A 23290-nucleotide genomic window follows, 5' to 3' on the forward strand; every position below is an offset into this window, starting at 1 on the left:
GCCGCGCCGCGCCCTTTCCCCGTCGCGCTCCCGGGCCGCACCCGGACGGCGGCCGATCGGCCGGGGCCGATGAGTGCGCCGCCCGGGCTCCTGACACCATGGCACCGAGATCACGTCACCGTGACACCCTCGGAGGAGTCAGCATCATGAGCACGCACTACGACGTCGTCGTCCTCGGCGCGGGTCCCGGCGGCTACACCGCCGCCGTCCGGGCCGCCCAGCTGGGCCTGCGGACCGCCGTCATCGAGGCCAAGTACTGGGGCGGGGTCTGTCTCAACGTCGGCTGCATCCCCTCCAAGGCCCTGCTGCGCAACGCCGAGCTGGCGCACATCTTCACCAAGGAGGCCAAGACCTTCGGCATCAAGGTCGAGGGCACGGTGAGCTTCGACTTCGGCGAGGCGTTCCGCCGCAGCCGGACCGTCGCCGACGGCCGGGTCAAGGGCGTCCACTACCTGATGAAGAAGAACGGCATCACCGAGTACGACGGCCGGGGCACCTTCGTCGACGACCGGACCCTCCAGGTCGCGCTGAGCGGCGGCGGCTTCGAGGTCGTCACCTTCGACCACTGCATCATCGCGGCCGGCGCCACCACCCGGCTGCTCCCCGGCACCAGCCTCAGCGAGCGCGTGGTCACCTACGAGGAGCAGATCCTCACCGAGGAGCTGCCGGGCAGCATCATCATCGCGGGCGCCGGCGCGATCGGCGTCGAGTTCGCGTACGTGCTGCACAACTACGGTGTGAAGGTCACCATCGTCGAGTTCCTCGACCGGATGGTGCCGCTGGAGGACGCCGAGGTCTCCGCCGAGCTCGGCAAGCAGTACCGCAAGCTCGGCATCGAGGTGCTCACCTCGACCCGGGTGGAGTCGATCGACGACAGCGACCCGGCCGCCAAGGTCAGGGTCACCGTCACCCGCGACGGTCAGCAGCAGGTGCTGGAGGCCGACAAGGTGCTCCAGGCGATCGGCTTCGCGCCCCGGGTGAACGGCTACGGCCTGGAGAACACCGGGGTGAAGCTCACCGACCGCGGCGCGATCGACGTCGACGGCCGGGGCCGCACCAGCGTCGACCACATCTTCGCGATCGGTGACGTGACGGCCAAGCTGATGCTGGCCCACGCGGCCGAGTCGATGGGCGTGATCGCCGCCGAGACCATCGGCGGGGCCGAGACCATGGAGCTCGACTTCGTGATGATCCCGCGCGCCACCTACTGCCAGCCGCAGATCGCCAGCTTCGGGTACACCGAGGCGCAGGCCCGCGAGCAGGGGTACGACGTCAAGGTCGCCAAGTTCCCGTTCACCGCCAACGGCAAGGCGCACGGGCTCGGCCACCCGATCGGCTTCGTCAAGGTGATCAGCGACGGCAAGCACGGCGAGCTGCTGGGCGCCCACCTGATCGGCCCCGAGGTCACCGAGCTGCTGCCGGAGCTGACGCTGGCCCAGCAGTGGGACCTCACCGTGCACGAGGTGGCCCGCAACGTGCACGCGCACCCGACGCTCGGCGAGGCGGTCAAGGAGGCCGTCCACGGTCTGGCCGGGCACATGATCAACATGTGACACGGGCCCGCCCGGGGCCACGGTCAGGACCGCGGTCAGGGGTGCCGGGCGGGCGGCGCGACCGCCCGCCCGGCACCAGGCCAATCACCTCCGATTGGCCATGGCGACCCGCCGGGGCCACCGCTATCGTCCCCGCCATGCGCATTCACGTGGTCGACGCCTTCACCGACCGTCCGTTCGCCGGCAACCCGGCCGGCGTGTGCCTGCTGCCCGCCGGGGAGTGGCCGGACGACACCTGGATGCGGCAGGTGGCCGCCGAGCTGAACCACTCCGAGACGGCGTTCGCCCTGCCGCTGCCCGGCGGCGCCGAAGCCGACTGGGCGATCCGGTGGTTCACCCCCACCGTCGAGGCCACCCTGTGCGGGCACGCCACCCTGGCCACGGCGCACACGCTCCGCACCGAGCGGGGGATCCTCGGCACGGTGCGGTTCCGCAGCCGGTACCACGGGGTCCTCGTCACCCGCACCGACGAGGCCGGCGGCGTCACCCTGGACTTCCCGGCCGCGCCCGGCACCGAGGTCCCCGTCCCCGAGGGGCTGGCCGAGGCGCTGACCGTCGAGCCCGAGTCGGCCCGGCACACCGGCAGGCTCGGCGACCTGCTGGCCGTCCTGCCGGACGAGGCCGCCGTGCGCGACCTGACGCCCCGGCTCGACGCGCTGGCCGCCCTGACGCTCCGCGACGACCTGCGCGGCGTCATCGTCACCGCGCCCGCGGCCCGCGGCGACGCCGGGTACGACTTCGTCTCCCGCTTCTTCGCCCCGGCCCGAGGGATCCCGGAGGACCCGGTCACCGGCAGCGCCCACACCGCGCTCGCCCCGTACTGGACGGCCCGGCTGGGCCGTGACCAGCTCGCCGGCCTCCAGGTCTCCGCCCGCACCGGCCTGGTCCGGACGGCCCTCCACGGCGACCGCGTCCACCTCTCCGGCACCGCCGTCACCGTCCTCGACGGGACCCTCCACCTCCCGGGCGCGTAGCGGCCCCGGGCTTCGCCGGGGCGTCGCACCGGCGGAGAATGCCCGGGTGACAGACCTGACCCTCAACCTCTGGCGGCAGCCGCTCGGTGCGGTGCCGGAATCCGTCTGGGACCGCACCGACCTGACCGTCCTCATCCTGGCCGAGACCGGCCTGACCGAACTGCCGCCCGCCATCGGACGGTTGCGCCGACTCCGGACCCTCGACCTCGGGCACAACGCGCTTACCGCCGTGCCGGCGGAGCTCGGTGAACTCACCGCACTGCGCGACTTCCTCTACCTGCATGACAACGCGCTCACCCGGCTGCCGGACGCCCTCGGCCGGCTCGGCGCCCTGCGCTACCTCAACGTCGGCGAGAACCGGATCGGCGAACTGCCGGACGCCCTCGGTGGGATGACCGCCCTCGTGGAGCTGCGGGCCCAGCACAACCGGCTCACCCGGCTGCCGGACACCCTCGGCCGGCTCGGCGCCCTGCGCGAACTGTGGCTGCGCGGCAACGCGTTGACCGCTCTGCCGCCGTCCGCCGCCGGACTCGCCGCGCTGCGCGAGCTCGACCTGCGGGACAACGCCCTCACTGAGATCCCTCCGGTGCTCGCCGGGCTCCCGCTGCTGCGCCGGGTGGACCTGCGGAGCAACCGCATCACCGAACTGCCGGACTGGCTGGCCGGGTTGCCGGCCCTGGAGAAGCTCGACCTGCGGTGGAACGACGTCACACCGCCGCCCCGCCTGCTCGCCGCCCTCGGCGAGCGGGGCTGCGCGGTGCTGTACTGAGGACGCCCGCTCCCGATCGGCTCCGGGGCGCGGGCGAGCACCGGAAACGGATCGCCGGGAGCGCCGCCGCCCTGTTACCGTGGGAGGCATGAAGCGCGCTGCAGCCGTCCTGACGACGACGCCGGAGAGAGTCCCGGTGCGCTGACTGCTGACCTAGTCCGAAGCCCCGGGGCCGAGTGCCCCGGGGCTTCGTCGTTCCCGCCCACTCGGCCCAGGAGCGCCGCCTGCGGAGAGCCCCCGCAGGTGCCACCCCGCAGACCCGAGTGGAGACCGCCACCATGCACGACCACCGCCGCCTCGGCCGTGAACTCGACCTCTTCGACACCGACCCGCTGATGGGCGCCGGCCTGCCGTACTGGCTGCCCGACGGCGCCGCCGTCCGGCACACCCTGGAGGAGTTCGTCCGGGGGTGCGAACAGCGGGCCGGTTACCGCCACGTGTACTCGCCGGTGCTCGGCAAACGCGAGCTGTACGAGATCTCCGGCCACTGGTCGCACTACCGCGACGACATGTTCCCGCCGATGGACCTGGGCGCCGAACAGGTCGTGCTGCGCCCCAGCCTCTGCCCGCACCACGCCCTCATCTACCGCTCCCGGGCACGCAGTTACCGCGAGCTCCCGCTGCGGATGGCCGAACTGGGCGGGATGTACCGGTCCGAACCGTCCGGCGTGCTGGGCGGCCTCACCCGGGTCCGGGCGATCCAGCTGAACGACGCCCACATCTTCTGCACCCCCGAGCAGGCGGCCGACGAGGCGGTGGCCGCGCTGGAGCTGATCCGCGAGGCGCACCGCGCGCTCGGGATCCGCCCCGTCCGCTACCGGCTCTCGCTGCCCGGTGAGGGCGGGAAGTACGTGGCCGACCCGGCGCTCTGGGAGCGGGCCACCGCGCTGCTGACCGAGGTGCTGGAGCGGTCCGGCGTGCCCTTCGAGGCGGCCGAGGGGGAGGCGGCGTTCTACGGACCGAAGGTCGACGTCCAGATCGCCGACGGCGCCGGTCGCGAATCCACCCTCTCCACCGTGCAGATCGACTTCCACCAGCCGGAGCGGTTCGGCCTGCACTACATCGGCGCCGACGGGGCCAGGCACCGCCCGGTGATGGTGCACCGCAGTGTCATCGGCAGCGTCGAGCGGGTCGTCGCCCATCTGATCGAGCTGTACGGCGGCGCGTTCCCGGCCTGGCTGGCGCCCACCCAGCTGGTCCTGCTGCCGGTCTCCGAGGGGGAGGCCGACCAGGCCGGGCGACTGCGGCAGCGCTGCCTCGACCAGGGGCTGCGGGCCGAGGTCGCCGGGCCCGAGCACGGGACCCTGGGCGCCCGGATCCGGGAGGCCCGGCTGGTGCCGTACCAGGCGGTGATCGGGCCGAGGGAGGCGGCCGACGGCCAGGTGGCCCTGCGCCTGCGCGACGGCCGCCGGCTCGCCCCGATCCCGGCCGACGAGGCCCTGGCCCGGATCCGGTCCCTGGTCGGGGCGGGCAGCCCCGACCTGTGGGAGGCCGCCCCGGCCGGGGAGTAGCCGGCCCGCCGGGGGCGGCGGTCAGGAGGACTGCAGCTCGATCAGGTGGCCGTCCGGGTCGCGGAGATGGGCGGTGCGCAGGGTCGGGCCCCACGCGGGGCGGTCGGTGGCTTCGGCCGCCACGCGGGCGCCGTGGCGGAGGCAGAGGGCGAGCGCCTCGTCCACGTCGGTGACGCGGACGGCCAGCATGGCGGAGTCCTGGGCGGCCGGCGGGCTTCCGGTCGCTACCGCTCGCTCAGCCGAGCGGCAGCGGGCGCCGGGCGCCGGCGAACTCGGCCGCCCAGCGCGGGTCTTCGAAGACACCGGGCAGACGGGTGACCAGGGTGCCGGTGCGTTCGGCGTGGATCATCGCGCCGTCGCCCGCGTGGACGCCGACGTGGTGCAGCGGCGCGTCCGCGCGCGAGAAGAACAGCAGGTCGCCGGGGAGCAGGTCGGCCCGGGCGACCGGCTCGGAGCGGTGGTACTGCGCGACGGTGTAGTGCGCGAGGTCGACGGCGCCCCCGCTGGCCCGGTACCAGCTGTAGAGGGACAGCCCGCTGCAGTCGAAGCCGACGGTGTGCTCGCCGAGGCACTGGCCGTCGAGGTAGCCGTTCTCCTCGTCGCAGAACCCGATGCCCGCGCCCAGCCGGTCGCCGCCGCCCCAGGCGTACGGCACGCCGATCTGCGCGGCCGCCACCTCGGCGACCCGGCGGCCCAGGGCGGCCGGTGGCAGCGGCGCCGCGGCCGGTGCCGCCCGGGCCGCGACGGTCGCGAGGACGGGTACGGCGCTCGCGCCCAGGGCCAGCCCCAGGATCCGGCGGCGGCCGACACCGCGGCCGGGCAGTCGAAGCACCATCGCGGAACCCCTTCGTTCGGTGGGGCACCAGGATCGCCGTCCGGCGGGGCGACCCGCCATCACCCGCACCGGTGAACCGGGAGTGCGGGGGCGCGGGGGCGCGGCGGGAGGAGCGGGCGGCGGTTAATGGTTTGACCGGCGATCAGGAGGCTGCCGAGGATGGGGGCAGACATCCGTTCGACCTTCGGAGCCCCCATGAGCGGTACGGTCCGGCTGATCCGCAACCACCGGCTCACCCAGGCGGTGGACTACGCCTACGCCGCCTCCGTGGACGCGCCGGTGCGCTCGCTCTGGCTGGCGGGCGCCTGCCCGCTCGACGCGGAGGGGCGGACGGTCGCGGTGGGCGACTTCGGGGCCCAGGCCCACCAGGTCATGCGCAACCTGATCACCGTGCTGGAGGACGAGGGCGCCGCCCTGACCGACCTCGTCCGGACCACCGTGTACGTGGCCTCCTCCCGGCAGGAGGACCTGGTGACGGCGTGGGAGGTCTACCGCTCCTACCTGGGGAGCCACGACGTGCCCAGCACCCTGCTCGGCGTCACCGTCCTGGGCTACACCGACCAGCTCGTCGAGGTCGAGGCCGTCGCCGTGCTGTCCTGAGCGACCGCCCCCGTGGCGGCGGCGCGCCGGGGTCAGCCGGCGGCGAGGAGCTCGTCGAGCTGCTCGTACCCCTCGATCACGCCGCGGTCCATCCCGCTCGCCATGATCGCGTCGCGGGTGGCCAGGCTGTCGACGAGGGAGAGCGAGCTGACCCGGGTGCGGCCTTCGCCGACCGGCTCGAAGAGCACGGTCTCCAGCGAGACGCCGTCCGGTACGCCCTCGAAGGTGAAGGTCTGGACGAGCCGGCTGTCCCGGCGGACTTCGTGGAACGACCCGTAGAAGGAGGCGATCACCTCACTCGCCGGCCCGTCCCCGGCCCCGTCCCCGGCCCCGTCCCCGGCCAGTGCGGAGTAGCGGTAGCTGCCGCCGGTGCGGGCATCCCAGGTGTCGATCTTCATGACCCGGTCCCTGGGGCCGAGCCACCGCGCTACCAGCTCGGGCTCGGTCCAGGCGCGGAACACCCGGGCCGGTGGGGCGTCGAACTCGCGGACGATGCGGATGACGGGGAGTGCCGGGTCCGCCTCGATCGTGGTCCGGCGGTGGTCGCTGGAGGTCATGACGCTGCTCCTTCGTGCTCTTCGTGCTCTTCGGGGGATTCCGGGGCCGGGACGGCCGCTCCGGCCTCGTCGCCGTCCTCCATGGCGGCGAGGACGGCGTCCAGCCGACCGAACCGCTCCTCGGCCTGCCGGCGGTACCGCTCGATCCAGACCGTCATCAGATCGAGCACCTGGGGCTCCAGGTGGCACGGCCGGCGCTGGGCGTCGCGACTGCGGCTCACCAGCCCCGCCTCCTCCAGCACCTTGAGGTGCTTGGAGACGGCCTGCATCGACATGGCGTAGGACTCCGCGAGTTCGCCGACCCCGGCGTCGCGGACGGAGAGCCGGGCGACGATGTCGCGCCGGGTCGGGTCGGCCAGGGCGACGAACGCCCTGGACAGCGGATCGGTGGCCATCAGCGCACCTCTGCTTCTCCTTGCAACCGTTTGGTTGAGTACGAGGCTACTCCTCGCCGTGCGCGTGTTCAACCAATGGGTTGAGTAACCGCGCGGCTCGCCCCGGAACGCGCCGAGGGCCTGTGGCGGTCTCCGCCACAGGCCCTCGGGTACACCGGGCCGGGTCACTCCTGCTTGATCGCCGAGATGTCGAACTCCAGCACCACCTTGTCGCCGACCAGGACGCCGCCGCCTTCGAGGGCGGCGTTCCAGGTGATGCCGTAGTCCTTGCGGCTGATGGCGACCGATCCCTCCAGGCCGACCCGGAGGTTGCCGTACGGGTCCCGGGCGTTGCCGGTGTACTCGAAGTCGATGGTGATCGGGCGGGTGGTCTCCTTGATGGTCAGATCACCGCTGACCCGGTACTCGGCGCTGTTCAGCTGCTCGACGCCCGTCGAGGTGAAGGTGATCCTCGGGTGGTTCGGGGCGTCGAGGAAGTCGTTGGTGCGCAGGTGCCCGTCGCGCTGCTCGTTGCCGGTGTCGATGCTCTCGGCGCTGATCGACACCCGGGCGGTGGAGCGACTCGGGTCGGTGCCGTCGAGGTGGGCGCTGCCTTCGAAGGTCTGGAACGCGCCGCGCACCTTCGTCACCATGGCGTGGCGTGCCACGAAGCCGATCCGGGTGTGCGCCGGGTCCAGGACGTAGTCGCCGGTGAGATCGGCCAGCGGGGTCGTCGTGGTCACGGGGATCTCCTGAGGGGAACGGGGGCGGAGCCGGAGGGTGGGAGCCCCGCGGCGCCGGTCGCGCCCGTCCGGGGAGGGCGGCGGGCCGGGCGGGGTGCCCCGGGCCACGCTAGGCGTTCCGCCCCGGTGCCGCATGCGCTGTTCACCCGGACGGGCGGACCGGCCCGGAGGGCCCGGCGGCGCCCGATGCCGAACTCCGGGCCGGTGCGGCGGCTCCCTACGGGTGGGTCCGGCGGTGCCCGACGCCGAACTCCGGGCCGGTGCGGCGGCTCCCTACGGGTGGGTCCGGCGGCTCACTCCGAATCGGTCCGGCGGCTCCCGGAGGTCGCGCGGGGGAGCAGCGTGCGGTGCCCTGCCGTGCGCCGTCAGATTGGCCAGAACGCGTGTCCCGCACCGTGGTTGACGCGGGTAGCATCCCTGCACCGGCGCTGTCGACCGGTCCGTCCGGCCCCGTCGCCGGCCGGTGGCACCGGCGACGCCGTCCGGACGCGCAGCGAGTGGGGTGACCTCTTGGACGAGGCCGCGGAGCACCGCGCGGACCGCGCCGCGCCGTCCGCGCCGCGCGCCGCCGGGGCGGGTGCGTCGGACGGGCCCGATGCGCCGGACGTGGCGGACGCTGCCACGCCGGACATGCCGGGCGTGGTCCGCAACGAACTCTCCGTCGGGACGGCGGTGTCGATGTCGGTGGTCCAGGCCGGCCTCCTCACGGGCGGGGTCCACTACCACGTCACGTTCCCGGGCGGCCCCTCCACCGCGCCGCGACTGCCGCCGCCGCCCGACCCGTTCGCCCTGCCGGAAGGGCTGCTTACCGAGGAGCAGGCCCGGGAGGCCTACGAGGCCGCCTGCCTCCTGGAGTTGGAGTGGAGCGGCGGGGACGGGACGCAGAACCTGCCGAGGATCGAGCAGCTCCACCGGCTGGCCGCCGGGGCCGGGAACGCCGACGCGATGGCCCGGTTGGGGCTGATCGTCGAGGGCCGGATGCGGGCCAGGCTGCGCGGGGAGCTGCCGGAGGAGCCGTCGGCCGCCGACGCCGAGCTGGCCATGCACTGGTACCGGAGGTCCGCGCAGCTCGGCAGCGCGTTCGGCGCGCTCTTCCTGGGGACCCTCTACGAGGAGCGGCTCGGCAACCCGAGCGAAGCGCTGCGCTGGTACGAGAAGGCGGCCGACGCCGGTCACCAGATCGCCCGGTCCCGGTACGACGGCCTGCAGAAGCGACTCACGCTCGGGCTCGGCGCGCTGGCCGGCCGCAGGCGTTTCGACGACGGGGAACCGCGGAGCACCGATCCACAGGACCGAGAGGGAGGGCAGCCGGTGAACAACGGGTCGGCTTTCGAGCAGTGGCTGGAGCGGGAGTGGCGGGGCAGCGAGGCGATGGCCGTCGCGGCCTGCCTGTCCGCGCTCGCGGACGCGTGCGGCGGTCCGCACGGTGAGTGGGGAACGCTGGACGAGCAGGAACACGGCGTCGTGCTGGCGCACTTCAGTACCCTGCAGCCCACCCGGGTGACCCTCCCGGCCGTCGCCCGTGAGTACCAGGGGAACATCGGGGACGGGAACCTGCGGGCACTGGCCACCCGCCTGCGCAGGAATCCGCGCTCGGCCCCGTCCGCCCGGGAGCTGGCCCCGGTCTGGTGTCGGAAGGTGCGTGAGAACCGGGTGGAGACAAGGGAGTTCACCTACCTCGTCGAGCTGGACTACCACGACTACGACCGGATGAAGGCGCTGCTCGACGGGCTCGCCGAGCGGCTGCGGGCGGCCCCGCCCGAGGGGGACCGCCTCGCCGAGTACCTGCTCGACCTCCGGATGATCTCGGACGAACTGGCCCAGGCGCGCAACCGTGCCGTCCCGGCCTACAGCGGGCCCGACCGATGGGAGTTCTCGGTCATCCTCACCCCGGAGTACCTGGAGGTGCTGAAGGCGCACTCCGCCCAGTACGCCGCCGACCGGGCGGCTTCCGCGGACTTCCGGGCCTTCTGGAAGCGGATCGACGACGCCCTGAACGCGGCTCCCGCCACGCCGTTCCCGTAACTCCGGCGGGATCCCGACGCCTCTCGGCGGGCCGGGAGCGCGCCGCCGACCTCCCGATATACCGCGCGGTCGGTTTTCTGATCTTCGAAGTGACTGCCGGACCGGAGAAAACCGCAGGTTCGGTACGGGAATGCCTGCCGGTTAAGATACGGGCTGTCTGGTTTTGTTCGATCGGTGCGGTGGGCGGGGTGGTCGTGTGGTGCGGCAGGAGCGGGCGGTGCGGACGCGCCGGCTGATTCTGGAGGCGGCGGCATCGGTCTTCGACGAGTGCGGGTACGAGGCGGCGACGATCGGTGAGGTGGTGGCTCGCGCCGGCGTCACCCGGGGAGCGGTCTACTTCCACTTCGCCTCCAAGCGGGACCTCGCCCAGGGGGTGGTGGAGGAGCAGTTCGCCCACGACTCCGTGCCCGAACGCGCTTGCAGACTGCAGGAGTTCGTCGACACCGGCATGGTGGTGGCCCATCTGCTGCCGCGTGACACGGTGCTGAGCGCGGGCGCTCGGCTGTCGCTGGGCCAGGACGGCCTCGGGGACCTGGGCGGGGGCGCCGTCCCCGGGTGGATCTCCCGGTTCGAGGCGCTGCTGACGGCGGCGGGCGAGCGCGGCGAACTGCTCCCGCACGTGGTGCCGGCCGACACCGCCTGGCTGGTGACGGCGGCCTGGGCGGGTGTGCAGGTCCAGTCGCAGAAGCTCGCCGGCCGCGCGGACCTGGAGCGACGCGTCGCGGGCCTCTTCCAGCACCTGCTGCCGAGCGTGGCCGTGCCCGGGGTGCTGGCCTCCCTGGAGATGGATGCCGACCGGGGCGCCAGGGTGGTCGCCGAGGTCGCCGCCGCCCGCGCGGCCGCGGCCTGCTGAAAACCCGTCCGCCGGAGCCCTGTCCGTGTCACGCCGAACCGTACAGCGCGTCCGGTTTGGCGGCTCACAAACCGCTCGTCCCGTTTCTTGCGGTCCGATGCGGGGTCGACGCCGGTCCGGCGCCGGTCCGGCGCCGGGGCCGGACGCGGGGCCGCCACGGCCGTGCCCACCCTCCGGTCGGTCGGCCGCCCGGGCGCCCGGGCAAACCAATGTGCCAAGGATGCGTCGGCAGATCACCGGAGGGGTTACCCGGTGACCATCAGTCACGGCATCGTCGACGCGCGGGAGTTCGGGCGACCGGTGGCGGTCGGCCGGGGTGTCGCGGTGGGGCGGGGACGTCCCACCGGCGGCGCGACGACGGTCCGGCGCGGACCTGGCCGGCTCCCGCGGAACGGGTGACGGACGGCGGCGGTCGCCGGGTCGGTCCCGGCGTGGTGCGGGCGGGCGGAATGGAGGGCCGGTTGGTGCAGGAGAGATCGGAGCGGACGCGCGGGCGTCTGGTCGCGGCGGGAGCGGAGCTGTTCGACCGGTCCGGCTACGCGGGCGCGACGCTCGCGGACATCGCCTCGGCGGCGGGGGTGACGAAGGGCGCGCTCTACTTCCACTTCAGCTCGAAGGAGGAGCTGGCGCGGGCCGTGGTGGAGCACGCCGAGCGGGCGCTGCGGGAGGCCTGCTGCGCGCTGCGGACGGAATCCACGTCCGTCCAGGCTCTGATCGACGCGGGCTACTGGCTGGTGGCCTCGCTGGAGTCGGATCCGGTGGTCCGGGCGGCGTTCCGGCTGGGCCGCGAGGACGGGGCCTGGCAGGGCGAGGACGGACCGGTCGCCGGGGTCCGCGGCTTCCAGGGCGTCTGGGCGGGCGCCGTCCGGGAGCTGCTGGCGGGCGCGCGCCGGGCGGGTGAGCTGCGCGAACGCGCGGGCGGGGTCGGTCCGGAGTCCCTGCTGGTGGCCGCCGCGTGCGGACTGGAGGTGCTGGGCGGCGCGGCGCGCGGCCGGGAGGAGCTGGCCGGCCGGCTGCAGGCGTTCTGGGACTGGCTGCTGCCCTGCCTCGTCCTCCCGGAGGCGGTCGACTCCTACCGGACCGCGGCGCCGCCGGCCGGCTGACCCCGGTCGCGGCGGACGCAGTCCCGGCCCCGGTCGCCGGGGCGGACCGGCCGAGGGTCCGTGGGCCGGTGGGGCGGCCCGCCCGCCCCGGCCGTCCGGAGAAACCCGCGCCCTGCGGTCGAACGGCCCTGCGGTCGAATGTCAGTGCCGGGAGCCATGATGGCGGTATGAAGGACGCAGCCACCATGGCCTCTCCCGCCGGCAGGAGTGCCTCGTTTTCCCTCGCCCAGACGTGGTGGCCGATCGCGTAGTACTGCACTTGGTAATCCGGGTGACACTTCGTCCTAAGCACTACGGCGTAGTGGTGAAGCAGAACGCAGTTCTCGGTGTTGAGAGCGTGAATTCGTTGCTCTACGCTTTCGAATTAGGCGTCGACCTCAGTCTGATGCGTATGGAACGCGCTACCGTAGGGCGCGGCGTCAGCGATAGCGTGAACCCGTACTCCCCGTGGGCAGACCGCTCTGCTGTCGCGTGCGGTGTCCCGTCCGGGGGCAGCCGCTGATTGATAGCTGGCGGTCGGCGGGTCTGGCTGATGGCTCTCGCCGTCAGTCAAAGAAGTTGTAGTGGATGCCGTCGTCCGTCCCTCGCGCCACAAGTGTGAAGAACGAACCGGAGTGGGTGAGGGCTGGAGCAGAATACGTCAGCCCTCCAGCCCGCTGCCATCCTGTCCAGCTCAGACCGCCATCGAAAGTGTTCCAGTGCAGTCCATTGTCGGTTCCTCGTACTACAAGCAGCGACTCGGCCACAGCTGGCGCGTCGTATGTCAGGCCACCCCCTGGGACGCTTTGCCATGCGCCCCAGGACGCTCGGTCGGCGCCGAGGCTCCGGTAGTAGATCCCGTTGTTCTCGCCACGCAGGAACAGGAAGTATCCGGCGCCGAAAGCGGTGATGGCGGGCGCGGATAGCGTTTTGGTTCCGTCCGTACCGCGCCAACTTCCAAAGGTTAGCGTCGGGCCCGCGCCATCGAATGTATTGAAGCGCAGGGTGCCGTCCACCTGGCGCGCGACTATCACCCCAGGAGCCACGGCCGGCGGGCTGGGTGTCACCAAGCCCCCTGGAATCTCGTGCCAGCCGTCCGCCCCGGCTCCGTTCCAGCGGGTGTAGAAGATGCGGCCTTGCCCGTTCAATGCGAAGGCGTAGACGCTGCCAGCCTGGACGGTCGTGGCCGGCCCTTGTCCCGCGACTGCAACCAGTCCGCCCAGCGCCTTCCATGCGGACCAGGTGGCGGGGAATTCGCCCGAGGAGAGGCCACTGTGGTAGATCACATCATCATTCCCCCGTCCGAAAACGTGCACACTTCCGCTGGCGGCGAGTGCACTTTGCGTGGTCCCTGTCGGCATTTTATTCCAACCCTGCCAACTCATGATGACTCCCCTTTCCAGATAATCGCTAACGTATCAACATGCGATTTGGTCAGTGCCGCAGCCCGAACGGAGCCAGATCCTGTTGCTCGCAGAGTCTCGAACGCCTCCGCCGAATTCGGCAATTCTCATTCCAGCCCCCTGCTTGGAGTGGCGCCAGCGTCGCGTTGCTGCACCCTCGCTAGAAGTATCTTCAATTCGTCGATCGCGGGCGCTGGATCACGTCCGGCAGTTGATGCCTGGATCAATCCACTGTCGTCGCGCAAAAGGAAGCACGTCTGCCGTGTGTGGTTAATTCCAAGCTACACCTGGACTGATCGGCTCGCACAGCTATGCGATCGGACTGGTGCTGCTCGACCCTAGCGCCGTGGGAACCGTGCACGATGCAGCGCTGCAACCTTTCTGAGGCCTTCTCTTCAGGTCGTCCCAGACCAGCGCGATCGGACCGCCGATTTGCTGGTGTGCGGTCTGGATCAGGTCGCGGTAGTCCTTCCAGGAGAAGCTCTTGCGCCCGTCGGGCCGTGCGTCCGGGCAGGGCCGGTAGATGAGCCGTGATCGTTCGCCGGCCTTGTAGCAGGCTGGGGCGGCCACCAGGTTCTCGTCCTGCTCGATCGAACGCCGGGCAGGGGACCTGACAGGTCCAGCGGCGGGCCTGCCAGGCCGTCGCCTCGATCATCTACGCCGCCGGGCGGGACCAGCTCGACGTGGAGGGCCTCGGCGGCACCCGCGCCGTCCAGCTCGTCGAGGCGGGGCTGGTCGCCGACCTCGCCGACCTCTTCACGCTCACCAAGGAGCAACTGCTCACCCTGGAGCGGATGGGCGACACCAGCGCCGACAACCTGCTCGCCGCCATCGAGACCGCCCGTACCCAGCCGCTCAACCGGGTGTTCTGCGCGCTCGGGATCCGCGGCACGGGCCGGACGATGTCGCGCCGGATCGCCGCACACTTCGGCAGTATGGCGGCGATCCGCGCCGCCGACGCCGAGGCGCTGGCCGGGGTGGACGGCATCGGCGCCGAGAAGGCCGCCGTCATCGTCACCGAACTCGCCGGGGTGGCGCCGCTGTTGGACCGGCTGGCCGCCCTGGGGGTGGGTACCGCCGTCACCACCCCGACCGCGCCCGTCGCGTCCGCCGACGGCGCGGAGGGGGAGGCGGCGGCCGGTGCGGTGGCCGGTGGTGCGGTGGCCGGCCCGCTGACCGGTGAGAGCGTCGTCGTCACCGGAGCCATGACCGGTCCGCTGGCCGAGCTCTCGCGCAACGCGGTCAACGAGCTGATCGAGCGGGCCGGCGGCAAGGCCTCCTCGTCCGTCTCCAAGCGGACCACCCTGCTGGTCGCGGGGGAGAAGGCCGGTTCCAAGCGGGCCAAGGCGGAGGTGCTCGGCATCCGGATCCTCACCCCGGAGGAGTTCGCCACCCTGGTCGCCGACCACCTCGCCTGAGGCCCGGTCACCCCGCCGGACGCCCGAGGCCCGAGGCCCGAGGCCCGAGGCCCGGCCGACGGTCTACCGGCCAGGGGGCGCGCGGGCCGTCGAACAGCCGGGCGAGCGCCCGGCGCAGGTCCTCGGGCTCGCGGTGGAGCAGCCCCGTCATCCCCAGCCCGGCGGCGTGTTCGAGGCGGGTCACCTCGTGCTGGTCGAAGAAGCGGAGCACGCCGTCGATGTCGCACAGCACGGCGTCGAACGGCGGCCTGTCGGGTGCGGCGGAGGACCGCGTCGGACCTGGATGCCACCGGGTGAGGGCCCCTCGCCACGATGCCTTCCGGGTGCGGAGCGTGCGGTAGGGTGGCGGCGCCGAACAGAACCACGACCTCGGGAGGTGAGACCCATTACCGGTACGACGGAGCGGGTGCTCCCCGGGAACAGCTGTGAAGACGTGGCACCGAGCGCATAGTGGCGCTCTGCCGGTTCGGCGGCGGTCCCTCTCGGGGAGTCCTGGCGGATTGATCTTTCGCCTGTGTCTTTGATGGGGTTCTTCTGTTGTCTGTCTTCTCTTCCGCACTGTTGCGTTCCTCGGTGACCTCCCGCCTCCGGGCGGCCGGCTGTGTCTTCGCCGAGGACGAGGCGCGCATCCTGCTCGACGCCGCCGCCACTCCCGCCGAACTCGCGGCGATGGTCCGCTCCCGCGCCCAGGGCCGCCCGCTGGAGCACGTGGTCGGCTGGGCGGAGTTCGGGGGTCTGCGGATCTCCGTCGACGCGGGCGTCTTCGTGCCCCGGCGCCGCAGCGAGTTCCTGGTCGAGACGGCGCTCGGGCTGACGCCCGCGCACGCCCTGGTGGTGGACCTCTGCTGCGGGAGCGGCGCGCTGGCCGCCGCCCTCGCGGCGGCGGCCGCCCACCCGGTCCAGGTGTACGCGGCGGACGTCGACGCGGCCGCCGTCCGGTGCGCCCGCCGCAACCTGGCGGGCGCCGGCGGCCGGGTGTTCGAGGGCGACCTGTTCGATCCGCTGCCCGCCGAACTACGCGGCCGGGTGGACGTGTTGCTGGCGAACGTGCCCTACGTACCGACCGCCGACATCGCGCTGCTCCCCGCCGAGGCCCGGGTGCACGAGGCGCGCCCGGCCCTGGACGGCGGCGCGGACGGGCTGGACGTGCTGCGCCGGGTGGTGGGGGAGGCGCCGCACTGGCTGGCCCCGGGCGGGGCGCTGTTCTTCGAGACCAGTGAGCGCCAGGTGCCCGCGGCCCTCGCCGTGGTCGGCGCGGCCGGGCTGGAAGGGGCGGTCGCCTCGTGCGAGGACCGCGACGCGACCGTGGTGACCGCGGCCCGGCGCTGACCGAGGGCGGCCGGGCGGCCGGGGCGAGGAGGGCTGACCCCGGCCGTCCACCGTCCACCGGCCACCGGCCACCCACCGGAATTCCGATTGCCCCGCAGCTCACCGGGATGATGGAGTGCCCGGATGACTACCGATCACGACACCTTGCTGGCCCTCGTCGACTCCCGGATGCGCCGAGGCATCTCGCGCGAGACCCCGGCCGCGCGCATCGAGCAGTCCCCGGGGATCGTGCGCCAGAGCGGTCCCGAGAGCGTCTGGAACGGCATCGTCTGGTCCGACCTCGACCCCACCGGCGCCGACGCCGTGATCGCCGAGCAGGTCCGCCACTACGCCGGTCTCGGCCAGGACTTCGAGTGGACCGTGTACGGCCACGACCGCCCGGCCGACCTCGGCGAGCGCCTCACCGCCGCCGGCTTCACCCCGGAGGAGCCGGAGACCCTGATGGTCGCCGAGCTCGGCGACCTCACCCGCCGGATGGCGGACACGGCGGAGCCGGCCGGCATCGAGCTGCGCGAGGTCACCGACGAGGCGGGCGTGGCCCAGGTGGTCGCCGTCCACGAGGAGGCCTTCGGCACCGACGGCACCCGGCTCGGCCGCCGCATCCTGGCCCAGCTCACCGAGAGCCCGGACACCTTGAAGGTGCACCTCGCGATCGCCCACCACGAGGGCCGGGAGGTTCCGGTGTGCGCGTCCCGGATGGAGCTGTACCCCGGAACGGGCTTCGCGGGGCTCTGGGGCGGCGGGACGCTGGCGGCCTGGCGCGGCCGCGGCGTCTACCGCGCGCTGGTGGCGCACCGGGCCCGGATCGCCGCCGGTCTCGGCTACGAGTATCTGCGGGTCGACGCCTCCGACCAGAGCCGCCCGATCCTGGAGCGGCTCGGCTTCGCCGTCCTGACCACCATGACGCCCTACCAGTACGAGCACCGGGCCCGGGGCTGACCGCCTCGGGGCCGGGCCACGGTGACGGGGCCGTTCAGGGGACGCGCGGCGTGTGCCACCGGCCCGGTGCCGGGCGGGCCCGGATAGTGGGCAGGTCCGTTCGGCACGGGGCCGGGCGCAGGAGGGAGCGGACCCATGGCCGGAACGTCCGGGGAGCCGGACGGCGGGTACTCCCCGCAGCGGTGGACCGCGATGACCGGGATGTGCGTCGCGGCCGGCATGGTCTGGCTGTCGTTCGCCGACTTCGGGGTCGCCGTGCCGACGATCTCGGACGAACTGTCGGTCTCGCTGCCCGCCCTGCAGTGGGCCAACAACGCCTTCAGCCTCTCCACCGGTGCGCTGGTGCTCGCGGCCGGGAAGCTGGGCGACGTGTTCGGGCGCAAGCGCATGCTGGAGATCGGCCTGGTGCTGCTGGGCGTGATCTCCTTGCTGACGGCGTTCACGCCGGGGGTGACCGGGATGATCGCCGGGCGGGCCGCGATGGGCTTCGGCGCCGCGCTGATCCTGCCCGCGACGCTGGCGCTGATCCCGCCGATGTTCCCGGTGAGCGAGCAGCCCCGGGCGTTCGGGGCCTGGATGGCGGTGGCCTGGGTCGGCCAGGCCGCCGGGCCGGCCGTCGGCGGCGTGCTGACCGGCCTGGCCGGCTGGCGGTCGACCTTCTGGATCAACGCCCCGCTGGCGGTGATCGCCTGGTGGCTGGTGCGCCGGTCGGCCGTGGAGTCCACCGACCCGAACGCCACCCGGCACATCGACTTCACCGGCCTGGTGATCAGCGCCGCGGCCGCGTTCTGCCTGCTCTACGGGTGCACGGCCGGTCAGGAGGACGGCTTCACCGACCCGGTGATCATCGCTCTGCTGGTCGCGTCGGTACTGCTCGCGGCGCTGTTCGTGCTGGTGGAGCGGCGGGTCCGGGATCCGCTGCTCGACCTGCGGCTGTTCGCCTCCCGGCCGTTCGACGGGGCGCTCGCGGCGAACTCCGTGATGAACATCGTCTTCGCCGGGGTGAGCTTCCTGCTCACGCTCTACCTCCAGGAGGTCCGCGGCTACGGTCCGGTCGCGGCCGGGCTGCTGTTGCTGCCGTCCACCGTGACCATCCTGCTGTTCAACCCGTTCGGCGGCCGGGTGGCGGCCCGGCGGGGGGCACGGCTCCCGGTGGTCGTCGGCCTGTTCCTGCTGGGCATCGGCACCCTGGTGACCGCCGTGATCGGCGACACCTACCACTACGCCGTCCTGGCCACCGGGCTGCTGGTGCTCGGCGCCGGTCTCGGCCTGATGTCCGTCCCGCTGTCCGACACCGCGGTCGCCGGGCCGCCGGAGGAGCTGGCCGGGACGGCCTCCGGGATGTTCAAGGTCACCAGCATGCTGGGCGGCGCCTTCGGGGTGGCCGTGACGGTCGCGGTCCAGCAGGCGGTGGAGACCGACCAGGCGATCAGCCGGGCGCGGGCGGCCGGGCTCTCGGAGGACGACGCCCAGCAACTGGGGAACGCGGTCACGGACTCCAAGCTCGCCGACCAGATCCTCTCCTCGGTCGACCAGGCCACGGCGGACGCCATCACCGCGGCCTTCCGCGACGTCCAGGCGATCGGCGCCGGCCGCGCGATCGGCCTGGCCGGCCTGCTCGCGGTGGTGGCGGCGCCGGCCCTGCCGCTGCTGTGGCGGCAGCGGGCGGGACGCCGGGAGCCCGCGACGGCGCGGAAGGAGCACGAGACGCGGTAGCCGGCGGACCGCACCGCGCAGGCGGCTCGCCGCCCCTCGGCCGTGGTGCGCCCCTGCGCCCCCTCGTGCTGTCTGGCCAAGTCCGTTGTGATGCAGGTGACTTGGACTCCAAGGACGGTTCTAGAATCATGTCGGCAACGGCAGGAGTCCAGCGAACACCGGGGAAGAGGCGACAGCCAGCGTGGATCCCGTACTGCGACCGTTCCGTGTCGAGGGGAAGGCCGTCCAGCTCGCCAAGTACCTCGCGGAGGAGGAGATCGGCGATCTGGTCGGCTGTTCCTGCATCGGCAACGACGTCACCATCGACCTGTCCGACATCCACTTCCTGATCAGCCTGGTCGATCTGGGCGGCGGGCTGCGGCTGAACTTCCACATGGCGCACGACGGCCCGGCCCGGGCCCGCTCCTGGAGCCGGCGGCTGCCGGCCGAGGCGGGTCCGCGCGACATCGCCCGGCGGATAGCGATGGATGTCGCCACGCTGGACCGCGAGATCGCTCCGCTGCGCAACAACCCGCCGAGGCCGCCGGCCGCGCGCTGAGCCCCGCCCGGCGCCGGGCGGGGCTCAGCCGCTCGCGTTGCCGTGCAGCACCAGCGCCCAGCAGAGGCATCCGAGGGCCGCCGTGCAGAGCAGCGCCCGGGCGATGTTCCAGTGCACCCAGCGCGCCTCGAACCGCTCGCGCACCGCGGCGGGCTCCAGGATCCGCCCGGGCTCCCCGGCGGCGGCCAGCGCGTCGTTCAGCGGGACGTTGATCTTACGGGTCACCGCGAGCGCCGCCGTGTAGCAGACCAGGGCCGCGACGGCGGCCGGCAGGACGTCGTGACCGTCCGACGGCAGGTGCAGTGCCACCGCCACCGCCGTGCAGACCAGCGCACCGACGAACCCGACCAGGAACCAGCCGTTGAGGATGGCCACGTTGATGCGCTGCATCACGTCGATGAACGTACGGTCCTCCGTCGTGCGCAGCCCCGGCATCACCGAGCAGGCGTAGGCGTAGAACAGCCCCGCGCTCAGTCCGGTGGTGATCGTCGCGGCCACGAGGGCGATCACGCGTGCAGCTTCCATCGGGTTCGTCCCTCGTTCCGTCCGCCGGTGTCGCCGCCTCGGCCGACCGGCTGTCGGCCCGGGCCGGCCGCGGCGCTCCGTCCGCTCACGACTCGCTCGGGTGACGCGCCGTCAGGCCGCGTCCACGCGCTCGCACTCCTTCCCCGTCGACACTCTCACGGGCGCACGCCGATCCGAACCGATTTTCACCGTGCCTCCCCGCAGGGCCGCCCCGCCCGCCGCGGGGGCGGGGCGGGCCTGCGGCGGATCAGGTGTGGATGCCCTGACCGGGGGTGAGGATGCCGGCCGGGTCGTAGCGGCGCTTCGCCGCGACGGCGGCCGCCCAGCGGGAGCCGTAGTGACGGCGCCAGTCCGTCGGCGTCATGCCGGGGACGGCGCCGATCAGGTAGCGCTTGCCGCCCAGGGCGACGGCCCGGTCGTAGAGGCGACGGTTGCGGCGGAGCATGGCGGCGGTGTCGGCGCCGGGGGCGGGGAAGGAGAGCAGGTCGAAGTGCCAGCCGACCGGTGCGTCCGGCATCACGGCCATCGGGCGGGTCAGGGCGGCGGTGCGGTAGGGGTAGAGCAGGAGGAGCCCGGCGCCGAGGTCCGCGGGGGTGAGCGACGCGGTGGCCTCGCGGACGAAGGCGGCCGCGGTGGAGGCGGGCAGGAAGACGCTGAGCCAGGCCTTGGGCTGGGTCCAGAGGCCGGCGGCCTTGAGGTAGCCGGCGAAGCCGTCGACCCGGAAGGCGTAGTCGCGGGCGCTCTGGTCGACGACGGTGGTCTCGCCCGGGAGGCAGCGCAGCCCGCGCAGCAGGGCGTCCCGGTCCGGTGGCGTGGCGCCGTCGTAGTGGGCGACCGTCTCGATCTTGTACCGCCAGGTGCCGGCCGCGGCGTCGAGCACCGCCTCACCCGCCTGGAGGTCGAAGCGGCGCTCGGCCATCAGCCGCTCCTGGTCGCCGAGGTAGGCGGCGAGGTCGTCGTAGAACAGGCTGAACACCAGGGCGCGCCGGCGGGCCGGGACGAGCCGCAGCGTGGCGCGGACGATGATCCCGGCCTGTCCGCCGCCGGCCAGGACGGCCTCGAACAGCTGACGGTTGGTGGTGGCGGAGGCGGTCAGCAGCCGGCCGGTACCGGTGACCACGTCGACCGACTCGACGGTGTCCACCTGTAGGCCGTGGCGTTGCACGGCGGAGCCGATCCCGCCCACGCTGAGCGTGCCGCCGACGGAGAGGTGCAGGTAGTCCGTCAGGCAGGGCGGCATCCAGCCCTGGGCGAGGGCGGCGTCGGTGAGCTGCGCCCAGGTGACGCCGGCCTCCACCACGGCCCGGCCGGGGGTGAGGGAGAGGATCCGGTCCAGGCCCCGCGCGTCGACGGCGATGCCGCCGGGTGCGGTCGCCTGGCCGTAGCTGGAGTGCGACTCCAGCTCCGCGGGGTCGCCGCCGCCGCTCTGGCCGTTCATGGCGACCGGGATCCGGTGGCGGTGGGCGAAGCCGACGACCTCGGTGATGTCGCGCACCGAGCCCGGCCGAAGTACAGCCCGGGGCGCGGCGGTCACCAGGTGCCCGAAGTCACCGGTGAACCGGGTGAGCGTGGCGGGGTCGGTGACCAGGCTGCCGTCCAGCCGGGGCAGTGCGGCCACCGCGTCCGCCGTGGCCGGGCCGTCGGTGGGGGCGCCCTGGCCGGCGGCGACGGCCCAGCTGCGGCCGGCGGTGTTCCAGCCGATGACCGTGGCCGCCGCGCCGACGAGCAGACCGCGGCGGGGCAGAGCTGACTTGCTCATGGCAGATATCTCCGATCAATCGTCATATCAGCGCAGTTGTACCGCAGTCGGCCCGTCTCCGGGCAGTCCCCTGCGCCGTTGACGGCGTGAACGGGGCGCGGGCCGTCCGGACGGCGGGCTCAGGTCGGTCCGGCGCCGTCCTCGTCCACCTCGACGATCACCAGCGTGCCCCGGCTGCCCGGGGCCACCGCGTGCGGGACGCCGGCCGCCACCACGTACAGCTCTCCGGGGCCGAGCGGGACGGCCGTGCCGGCGACCAGCAGGTCCAGCCGGCCGTCCAGGACGAGCAGCGCCTCGGCGTGCGGGTGCCGCTCCTCGGCCAGCGGCAGCTCGTCCATCCGCAGCACCTTGACGGCGGCCGTGCCGATCCGGCCGAGGACGCGCGAGCGCCAGGCCCCGGGCAGTGCGGCGGCGGTCGCGGGGACGTCGATCCGGTTCATGGCACACCTCTTCCGGCGCGGTCCGGCCGCGCCCGTGATCACGGGGATGCCCGCACGCTATCCGGGACGCGGGGCGCGTTGGTCGACCGTTCGGCAAAATCTCCGGACCGCCGCCCCGCTGACACCCCGTCGGGAGGGAGGTCTAGCCTGGACGCATGTTCGTTCTGGAGTTGACCTACACCGCGCCCCTGGACCGTATCGACGCCGTGCTCCCGCGGCACGTGGAGTGGCTGAAGGAGCACTACGAGGCCGGGACCTTCCTCGCCTCGGGCCGCAAGGAGCCCCGCGACGGCGGCGTGATCATCGCCGTGGCCCCGGACCGGGCGGTCGTCGAGGACATCGTCCGGACCGACCCGTTCAGCCTGGCCGGTCTGGCGGAGTACACCGTCACGGAGTTCCTCGCCACCACCACCGCGCCCGCACTGGACGCCTACCGCCAGCAGCTGCCCGCCTGAGGACCCGCGGGGGCCGGGCGGCCCCGGCTCCCGCGGCGGGCGCCGTGGCGTCGGTGGCCGGTGGGGTTGGTGACCGGCGGGCCGGGGGAGGAGAGCGGCAGACCATCGCGAACGGGAGCGCCGCCATGACGATCAGTCACCGCACCATCGGTACCGGCGAGCACAAGGTGCTCGTCCTGCACGACTGGTTCGGCACCAGCGCGGGTTGGGGCGCGTTCCTCGACCACCTGGACCCGGATGCCTTCGGCTACGCCTTCCTCGACTACCGGGGCTACGGCGAACGGCGCGACGTGGAGGGCGAGTTCACCCTGGCGGAGATCGCCTCGGACGCGCTGGCCCTGACCGACCAGCTGGGCTGGGACACCTTCTCCGTGGTCGGGCACTCGATGGGCGGCAAGGCGGCGCAGCGCGTCCTGGCCGAGGCGCCGGACCGGGTGCGCAAGCTGGTGGGGCTGGCCCCGGTGCCCGCGAGCGCCTATCCGCTGGAGGGTGACGCGTACGACCTGTTCCACCAGGCCCCGCGGCAGCCCGCCAACCGGCGGGCCATCCTGGACCTGGTGACCGGGCACCGCGCCTGCGGCCGCTGGCTGGACGCGATGACGGCCCGCTCGGTGGCCGGCTCCAGCCCGGAGGCCGTCGCCGGCTACCTCGACGACTGGACCACCCAGGACTTCGCGGCGCGGATCGCCGGCAGCACCCTGCCGGTCAAGGTCTTCGTCGGTGAGCACGACCTCGCGCTGTCCGCGGAGTTGATGCGCGGCACCTGGCTGGCGCACTACCCGAACGCGGACCTGGAGGTCCTGGCCAACTCCGGGCACTACCCGATGCACGAGGTGCCGGTGGCGCTGGCGACCGCCCTGGAGGCCTTCCTGCGCGCCTGACGGGCGCTGGG

Annotated in this window: 24 protein-coding genes and 2 pseudogenes; 15 read left to right on the plus strand and 11 right to left on the minus strand. The window is 73.2% G+C overall.

The window, feature by feature from the left end:
- Positions 1-146 precede the first annotated feature (146 nt).
- The 4 genes from lpdA (at position 147) to thrS (ending at position 4807) form a co-directional block, all read left to right on the plus strand.
- Positions 147-1553 (plus strand): dihydrolipoyl dehydrogenase, encoded by a 1407-nt coding sequence (lpdA, locus tag ACFWA9_RS04085; RefSeq protein ID WP_352296740.1) that lies wholly within the window; start codon positions 147-149, stop codon positions 1551-1553.
- A gap of 137 nt (positions 1554-1690) precedes the next feature.
- On the plus strand, positions 1691-2527 hold the full coding sequence (locus ACFWA9_RS04090; RefSeq protein WP_380382881.1) for a PhzF family phenazine biosynthesis protein: 837 nt from the start codon (positions 1691-1693) through the stop codon (positions 2525-2527).
- 46 nt (positions 2528-2573) lie between these two features.
- Complete coding sequence (locus ACFWA9_RS04095) at positions 2574-3296, plus strand: leucine-rich repeat domain-containing protein (protein WP_380382883.1); 723 nt, start codon at positions 2574-2576, stop codon at positions 3294-3296.
- Positions 3297-3520: 224 nt separating this feature from the next.
- The gene (thrS, locus tag ACFWA9_RS04100; protein WP_380382930.1) at positions 3521-4807 is read left to right on the plus strand and encodes a threonine--tRNA ligase; all 1287 of its coding nucleotides are present in this window, start codon (positions 3521-3523) and stop codon (positions 4805-4807) included.
- Positions 4808-4828: 21 nt separating this feature from the next.
- On the opposite strand, the gene ACFWA9_RS04105 is transcribed toward thrS, so the two are convergent.
- Together ACFWA9_RS04105 and ACFWA9_RS04110 are read right to left on the minus strand one after the other, a co-directional pair.
- Positions 4829-5110, minus strand: coding sequence for a VOC family protein (locus ACFWA9_RS04105; RefSeq protein WP_380382885.1), 282 nt, complete (start codon positions 5108-5110; stop codon positions 4829-4831).
- The gene (locus ACFWA9_RS04110) at positions 5043-5642 is read right to left on the minus strand and encodes a C40 family peptidase (RefSeq protein ID WP_380382887.1); all 600 of its coding nucleotides are present in this window, start codon (positions 5640-5642) and stop codon (positions 5043-5045) included. Before ACFWA9_RS04110 ends, ACFWA9_RS04105 begins: the two co-directional genes overlap by 68 nt.
- Positions 5643-5837: 195 nt before the next feature.
- On the opposite strand from ACFWA9_RS04110, the gene ACFWA9_RS04115 reads away from it, so the two are divergent.
- Entirely contained in the window at positions 5838-6242 is a 405-nt protein-coding gene (locus ACFWA9_RS04115) for a RidA family protein (RefSeq protein WP_359809103.1), read from the plus strand.
- 32 nt (positions 6243-6274) lie between these two features.
- Here the strand turns inward: ACFWA9_RS04115 and ACFWA9_RS04120 are convergent, their stop codons facing one another.
- From ACFWA9_RS04120 to ACFWA9_RS04130, 3 genes are all read right to left on the minus strand, one after another.
- Positions 6275-6799, minus strand: a complete 525-nt coding sequence (locus ACFWA9_RS04120; protein WP_380382889.1) for an SRPBCC family protein — start codon at positions 6797-6799, stop codon at positions 6275-6277.
- Positions 6796-7194 carry an ArsR/SmtB family transcription factor gene (locus ACFWA9_RS04125; protein WP_380382891.1) on the minus strand — a complete coding sequence of 133 codons (399 nt, stop codon included), beginning with the start codon at positions 7192-7194 and terminating at the stop codon, positions 6796-6798. Before ACFWA9_RS04125 ends, ACFWA9_RS04120 begins: the two co-directional genes overlap by 4 nt.
- A 164-nt stretch (positions 7195-7358) precedes the next feature.
- Complete coding sequence (locus ACFWA9_RS04130) at positions 7359-7916, minus strand: YceI family protein (protein WP_352287701.1); 558 nt, start codon at positions 7914-7916, stop codon at positions 7359-7361.
- 510 nt (positions 7917-8426) lie between these two features.
- On the opposite strand from ACFWA9_RS04130, the gene ACFWA9_RS04135 reads away from it, so the two are divergent.
- The 3 genes from ACFWA9_RS04135 (at position 8427) to ACFWA9_RS04145 (ending at position 11897) form a co-directional block, all read left to right on the plus strand.
- Positions 8427-9941: a tetratricopeptide repeat protein gene (locus ACFWA9_RS04135; protein ID WP_380382893.1), complete on the plus strand. Its 1515-nt coding sequence runs from the start codon at positions 8427-8429 to the stop codon at positions 9939-9941.
- Positions 9942-10158: 217 nt separating this feature from the next.
- The gene (locus tag ACFWA9_RS04140) at positions 10159-10794 is read left to right on the plus strand and encodes a ScbR family autoregulator-binding transcription factor (protein ID WP_380382895.1); all 636 of its coding nucleotides are present in this window, start codon (positions 10159-10161) and stop codon (positions 10792-10794) included.
- 464 nt (positions 10795-11258) lie between these two features.
- A complete protein-coding gene (locus ACFWA9_RS04145; RefSeq protein WP_380382897.1) occupies positions 11259-11897 on the plus strand; it encodes a ScbR family autoregulator-binding transcription factor in 639 nt (212 codons plus the stop codon).
- 545 nt (positions 11898-12442) lie between these two features.
- Here ACFWA9_RS04145 and ACFWA9_RS04150 read toward each other — a convergent pair.
- Together ACFWA9_RS04150 and ACFWA9_RS04155 are read right to left on the minus strand one after the other, a co-directional pair.
- On the minus strand, positions 12443-13261 hold the full coding sequence (locus ACFWA9_RS04150; protein WP_380382899.1) for a hypothetical protein: 819 nt from the start codon (positions 13259-13261) through the stop codon (positions 12443-12445).
- A 414-nt stretch (positions 13262-13675) separates the two neighbouring features.
- A pseudogene (locus ACFWA9_RS04155) lies at positions 13676-13870 on the minus strand (hypothetical protein); the annotation flags it as partial.
- 29 nt (positions 13871-13899) lie between these two features.
- Between ACFWA9_RS04155 and ACFWA9_RS04160 the strand changes: the two are divergent.
- A pseudogene (locus ACFWA9_RS04160) lies at positions 13900-14697 on the plus strand (helix-hairpin-helix domain-containing protein); the annotation flags it as partial.
- A 7-nt stretch (positions 14698-14704) separates the two neighbouring features.
- On the opposite strand, the gene ACFWA9_RS04165 reads toward ACFWA9_RS04160, so the two are convergent.
- Positions 14705-14929 (minus strand): hypothetical protein, encoded by a 225-nt coding sequence (locus ACFWA9_RS04165; RefSeq protein ID WP_380382900.1) that lies wholly within the window; start codon positions 14927-14929, stop codon positions 14705-14707.
- 341 nt (positions 14930-15270) lie between these two features.
- Here ACFWA9_RS04165 and ACFWA9_RS04170 point away from each other — a divergent pair, with 341 nt between their 5' ends.
- From ACFWA9_RS04170 to ACFWA9_RS04185, 4 genes are all read left to right on the plus strand, one after another.
- Positions 15271-16026 carry a putative protein N(5)-glutamine methyltransferase gene (locus tag ACFWA9_RS04170; RefSeq protein ID WP_380382902.1) on the plus strand — a complete coding sequence of 252 codons (756 nt, stop codon included), beginning with the start codon at positions 15271-15273 and terminating at the stop codon, positions 16024-16026.
- Positions 16027-16149: 123 nt separating this feature from the next.
- Positions 16150-16965 (plus strand): GNAT family N-acetyltransferase, encoded by an 816-nt coding sequence (locus ACFWA9_RS04175; protein WP_380382904.1) that lies wholly within the window; start codon positions 16150-16152, stop codon positions 16963-16965.
- A gap of 135 nt (positions 16966-17100) precedes the next feature.
- Complete coding sequence (locus ACFWA9_RS04180) at positions 17101-18681, plus strand: MFS transporter (protein WP_380382906.1); 1581 nt, start codon at positions 17101-17103, stop codon at positions 18679-18681.
- Between the two features lie 181 nt (positions 18682-18862).
- On the plus strand, positions 18863-19219 hold the full coding sequence (locus ACFWA9_RS04185; RefSeq protein ID WP_329485788.1) for a hypothetical protein: 357 nt from the start codon (positions 18863-18865) through the stop codon (positions 19217-19219).
- A 24-nt stretch (positions 19220-19243) separates the two neighbouring features.
- On the opposite strand, the gene ACFWA9_RS04190 is transcribed toward ACFWA9_RS04185, so the two are convergent.
- The 3 genes from ACFWA9_RS04190 to ACFWA9_RS04200 all read right to left on the minus strand — a co-directional run bounded on the left by ACFWA9_RS04190 (position 19244) and on the right by ACFWA9_RS04200 (position 21943).
- Positions 19244-19744, minus strand: coding sequence for a DUF1772 domain-containing protein (locus ACFWA9_RS04190; RefSeq protein WP_380382908.1), 501 nt, complete (start codon positions 19742-19744; stop codon positions 19244-19246).
- 247 nt (positions 19745-19991) lie between these two features.
- Positions 19992-21503, minus strand: a complete 1512-nt coding sequence (locus tag ACFWA9_RS04195) for an FAD-binding protein (protein ID WP_380382910.1) — start codon at positions 21501-21503, stop codon at positions 19992-19994.
- Positions 21504-21622: 119 nt separating this feature from the next.
- Complete coding sequence (locus ACFWA9_RS04200; RefSeq protein WP_380382912.1) at positions 21623-21943, minus strand: cupin domain-containing protein; 321 nt, start codon at positions 21941-21943, stop codon at positions 21623-21625.
- Positions 21944-22098: 155 nt separating this feature from the next.
- Here ACFWA9_RS04200 and ACFWA9_RS04205 point away from each other — a divergent pair, with 155 nt between their 5' ends.
- Positions 22099-22398 carry a YciI family protein gene (locus tag ACFWA9_RS04205; RefSeq protein WP_380382914.1) on the plus strand — a complete coding sequence of 100 codons (300 nt, stop codon included), beginning with the start codon at positions 22099-22101 and terminating at the stop codon, positions 22396-22398.
- A gap of 125 nt (positions 22399-22523) precedes the next feature.
- Positions 22524-23279 carry an alpha/beta fold hydrolase gene (locus tag ACFWA9_RS04210; RefSeq protein ID WP_380382916.1) on the plus strand — a complete coding sequence of 252 codons (756 nt, stop codon included), beginning with the start codon at positions 22524-22526 and terminating at the stop codon, positions 23277-23279.
- Positions 23280-23290: the final 11 nt, after the last annotated feature.

Origin of the sequence: Kitasatospora sp. NPDC059973, assembly GCF_042737525.1 — a bacterium.
In the GTDB taxonomy this organism is placed as follows: Bacteria; Actinomycetota; Actinomycetes; order Streptomycetales; family Streptomycetaceae; genus Kitasatospora.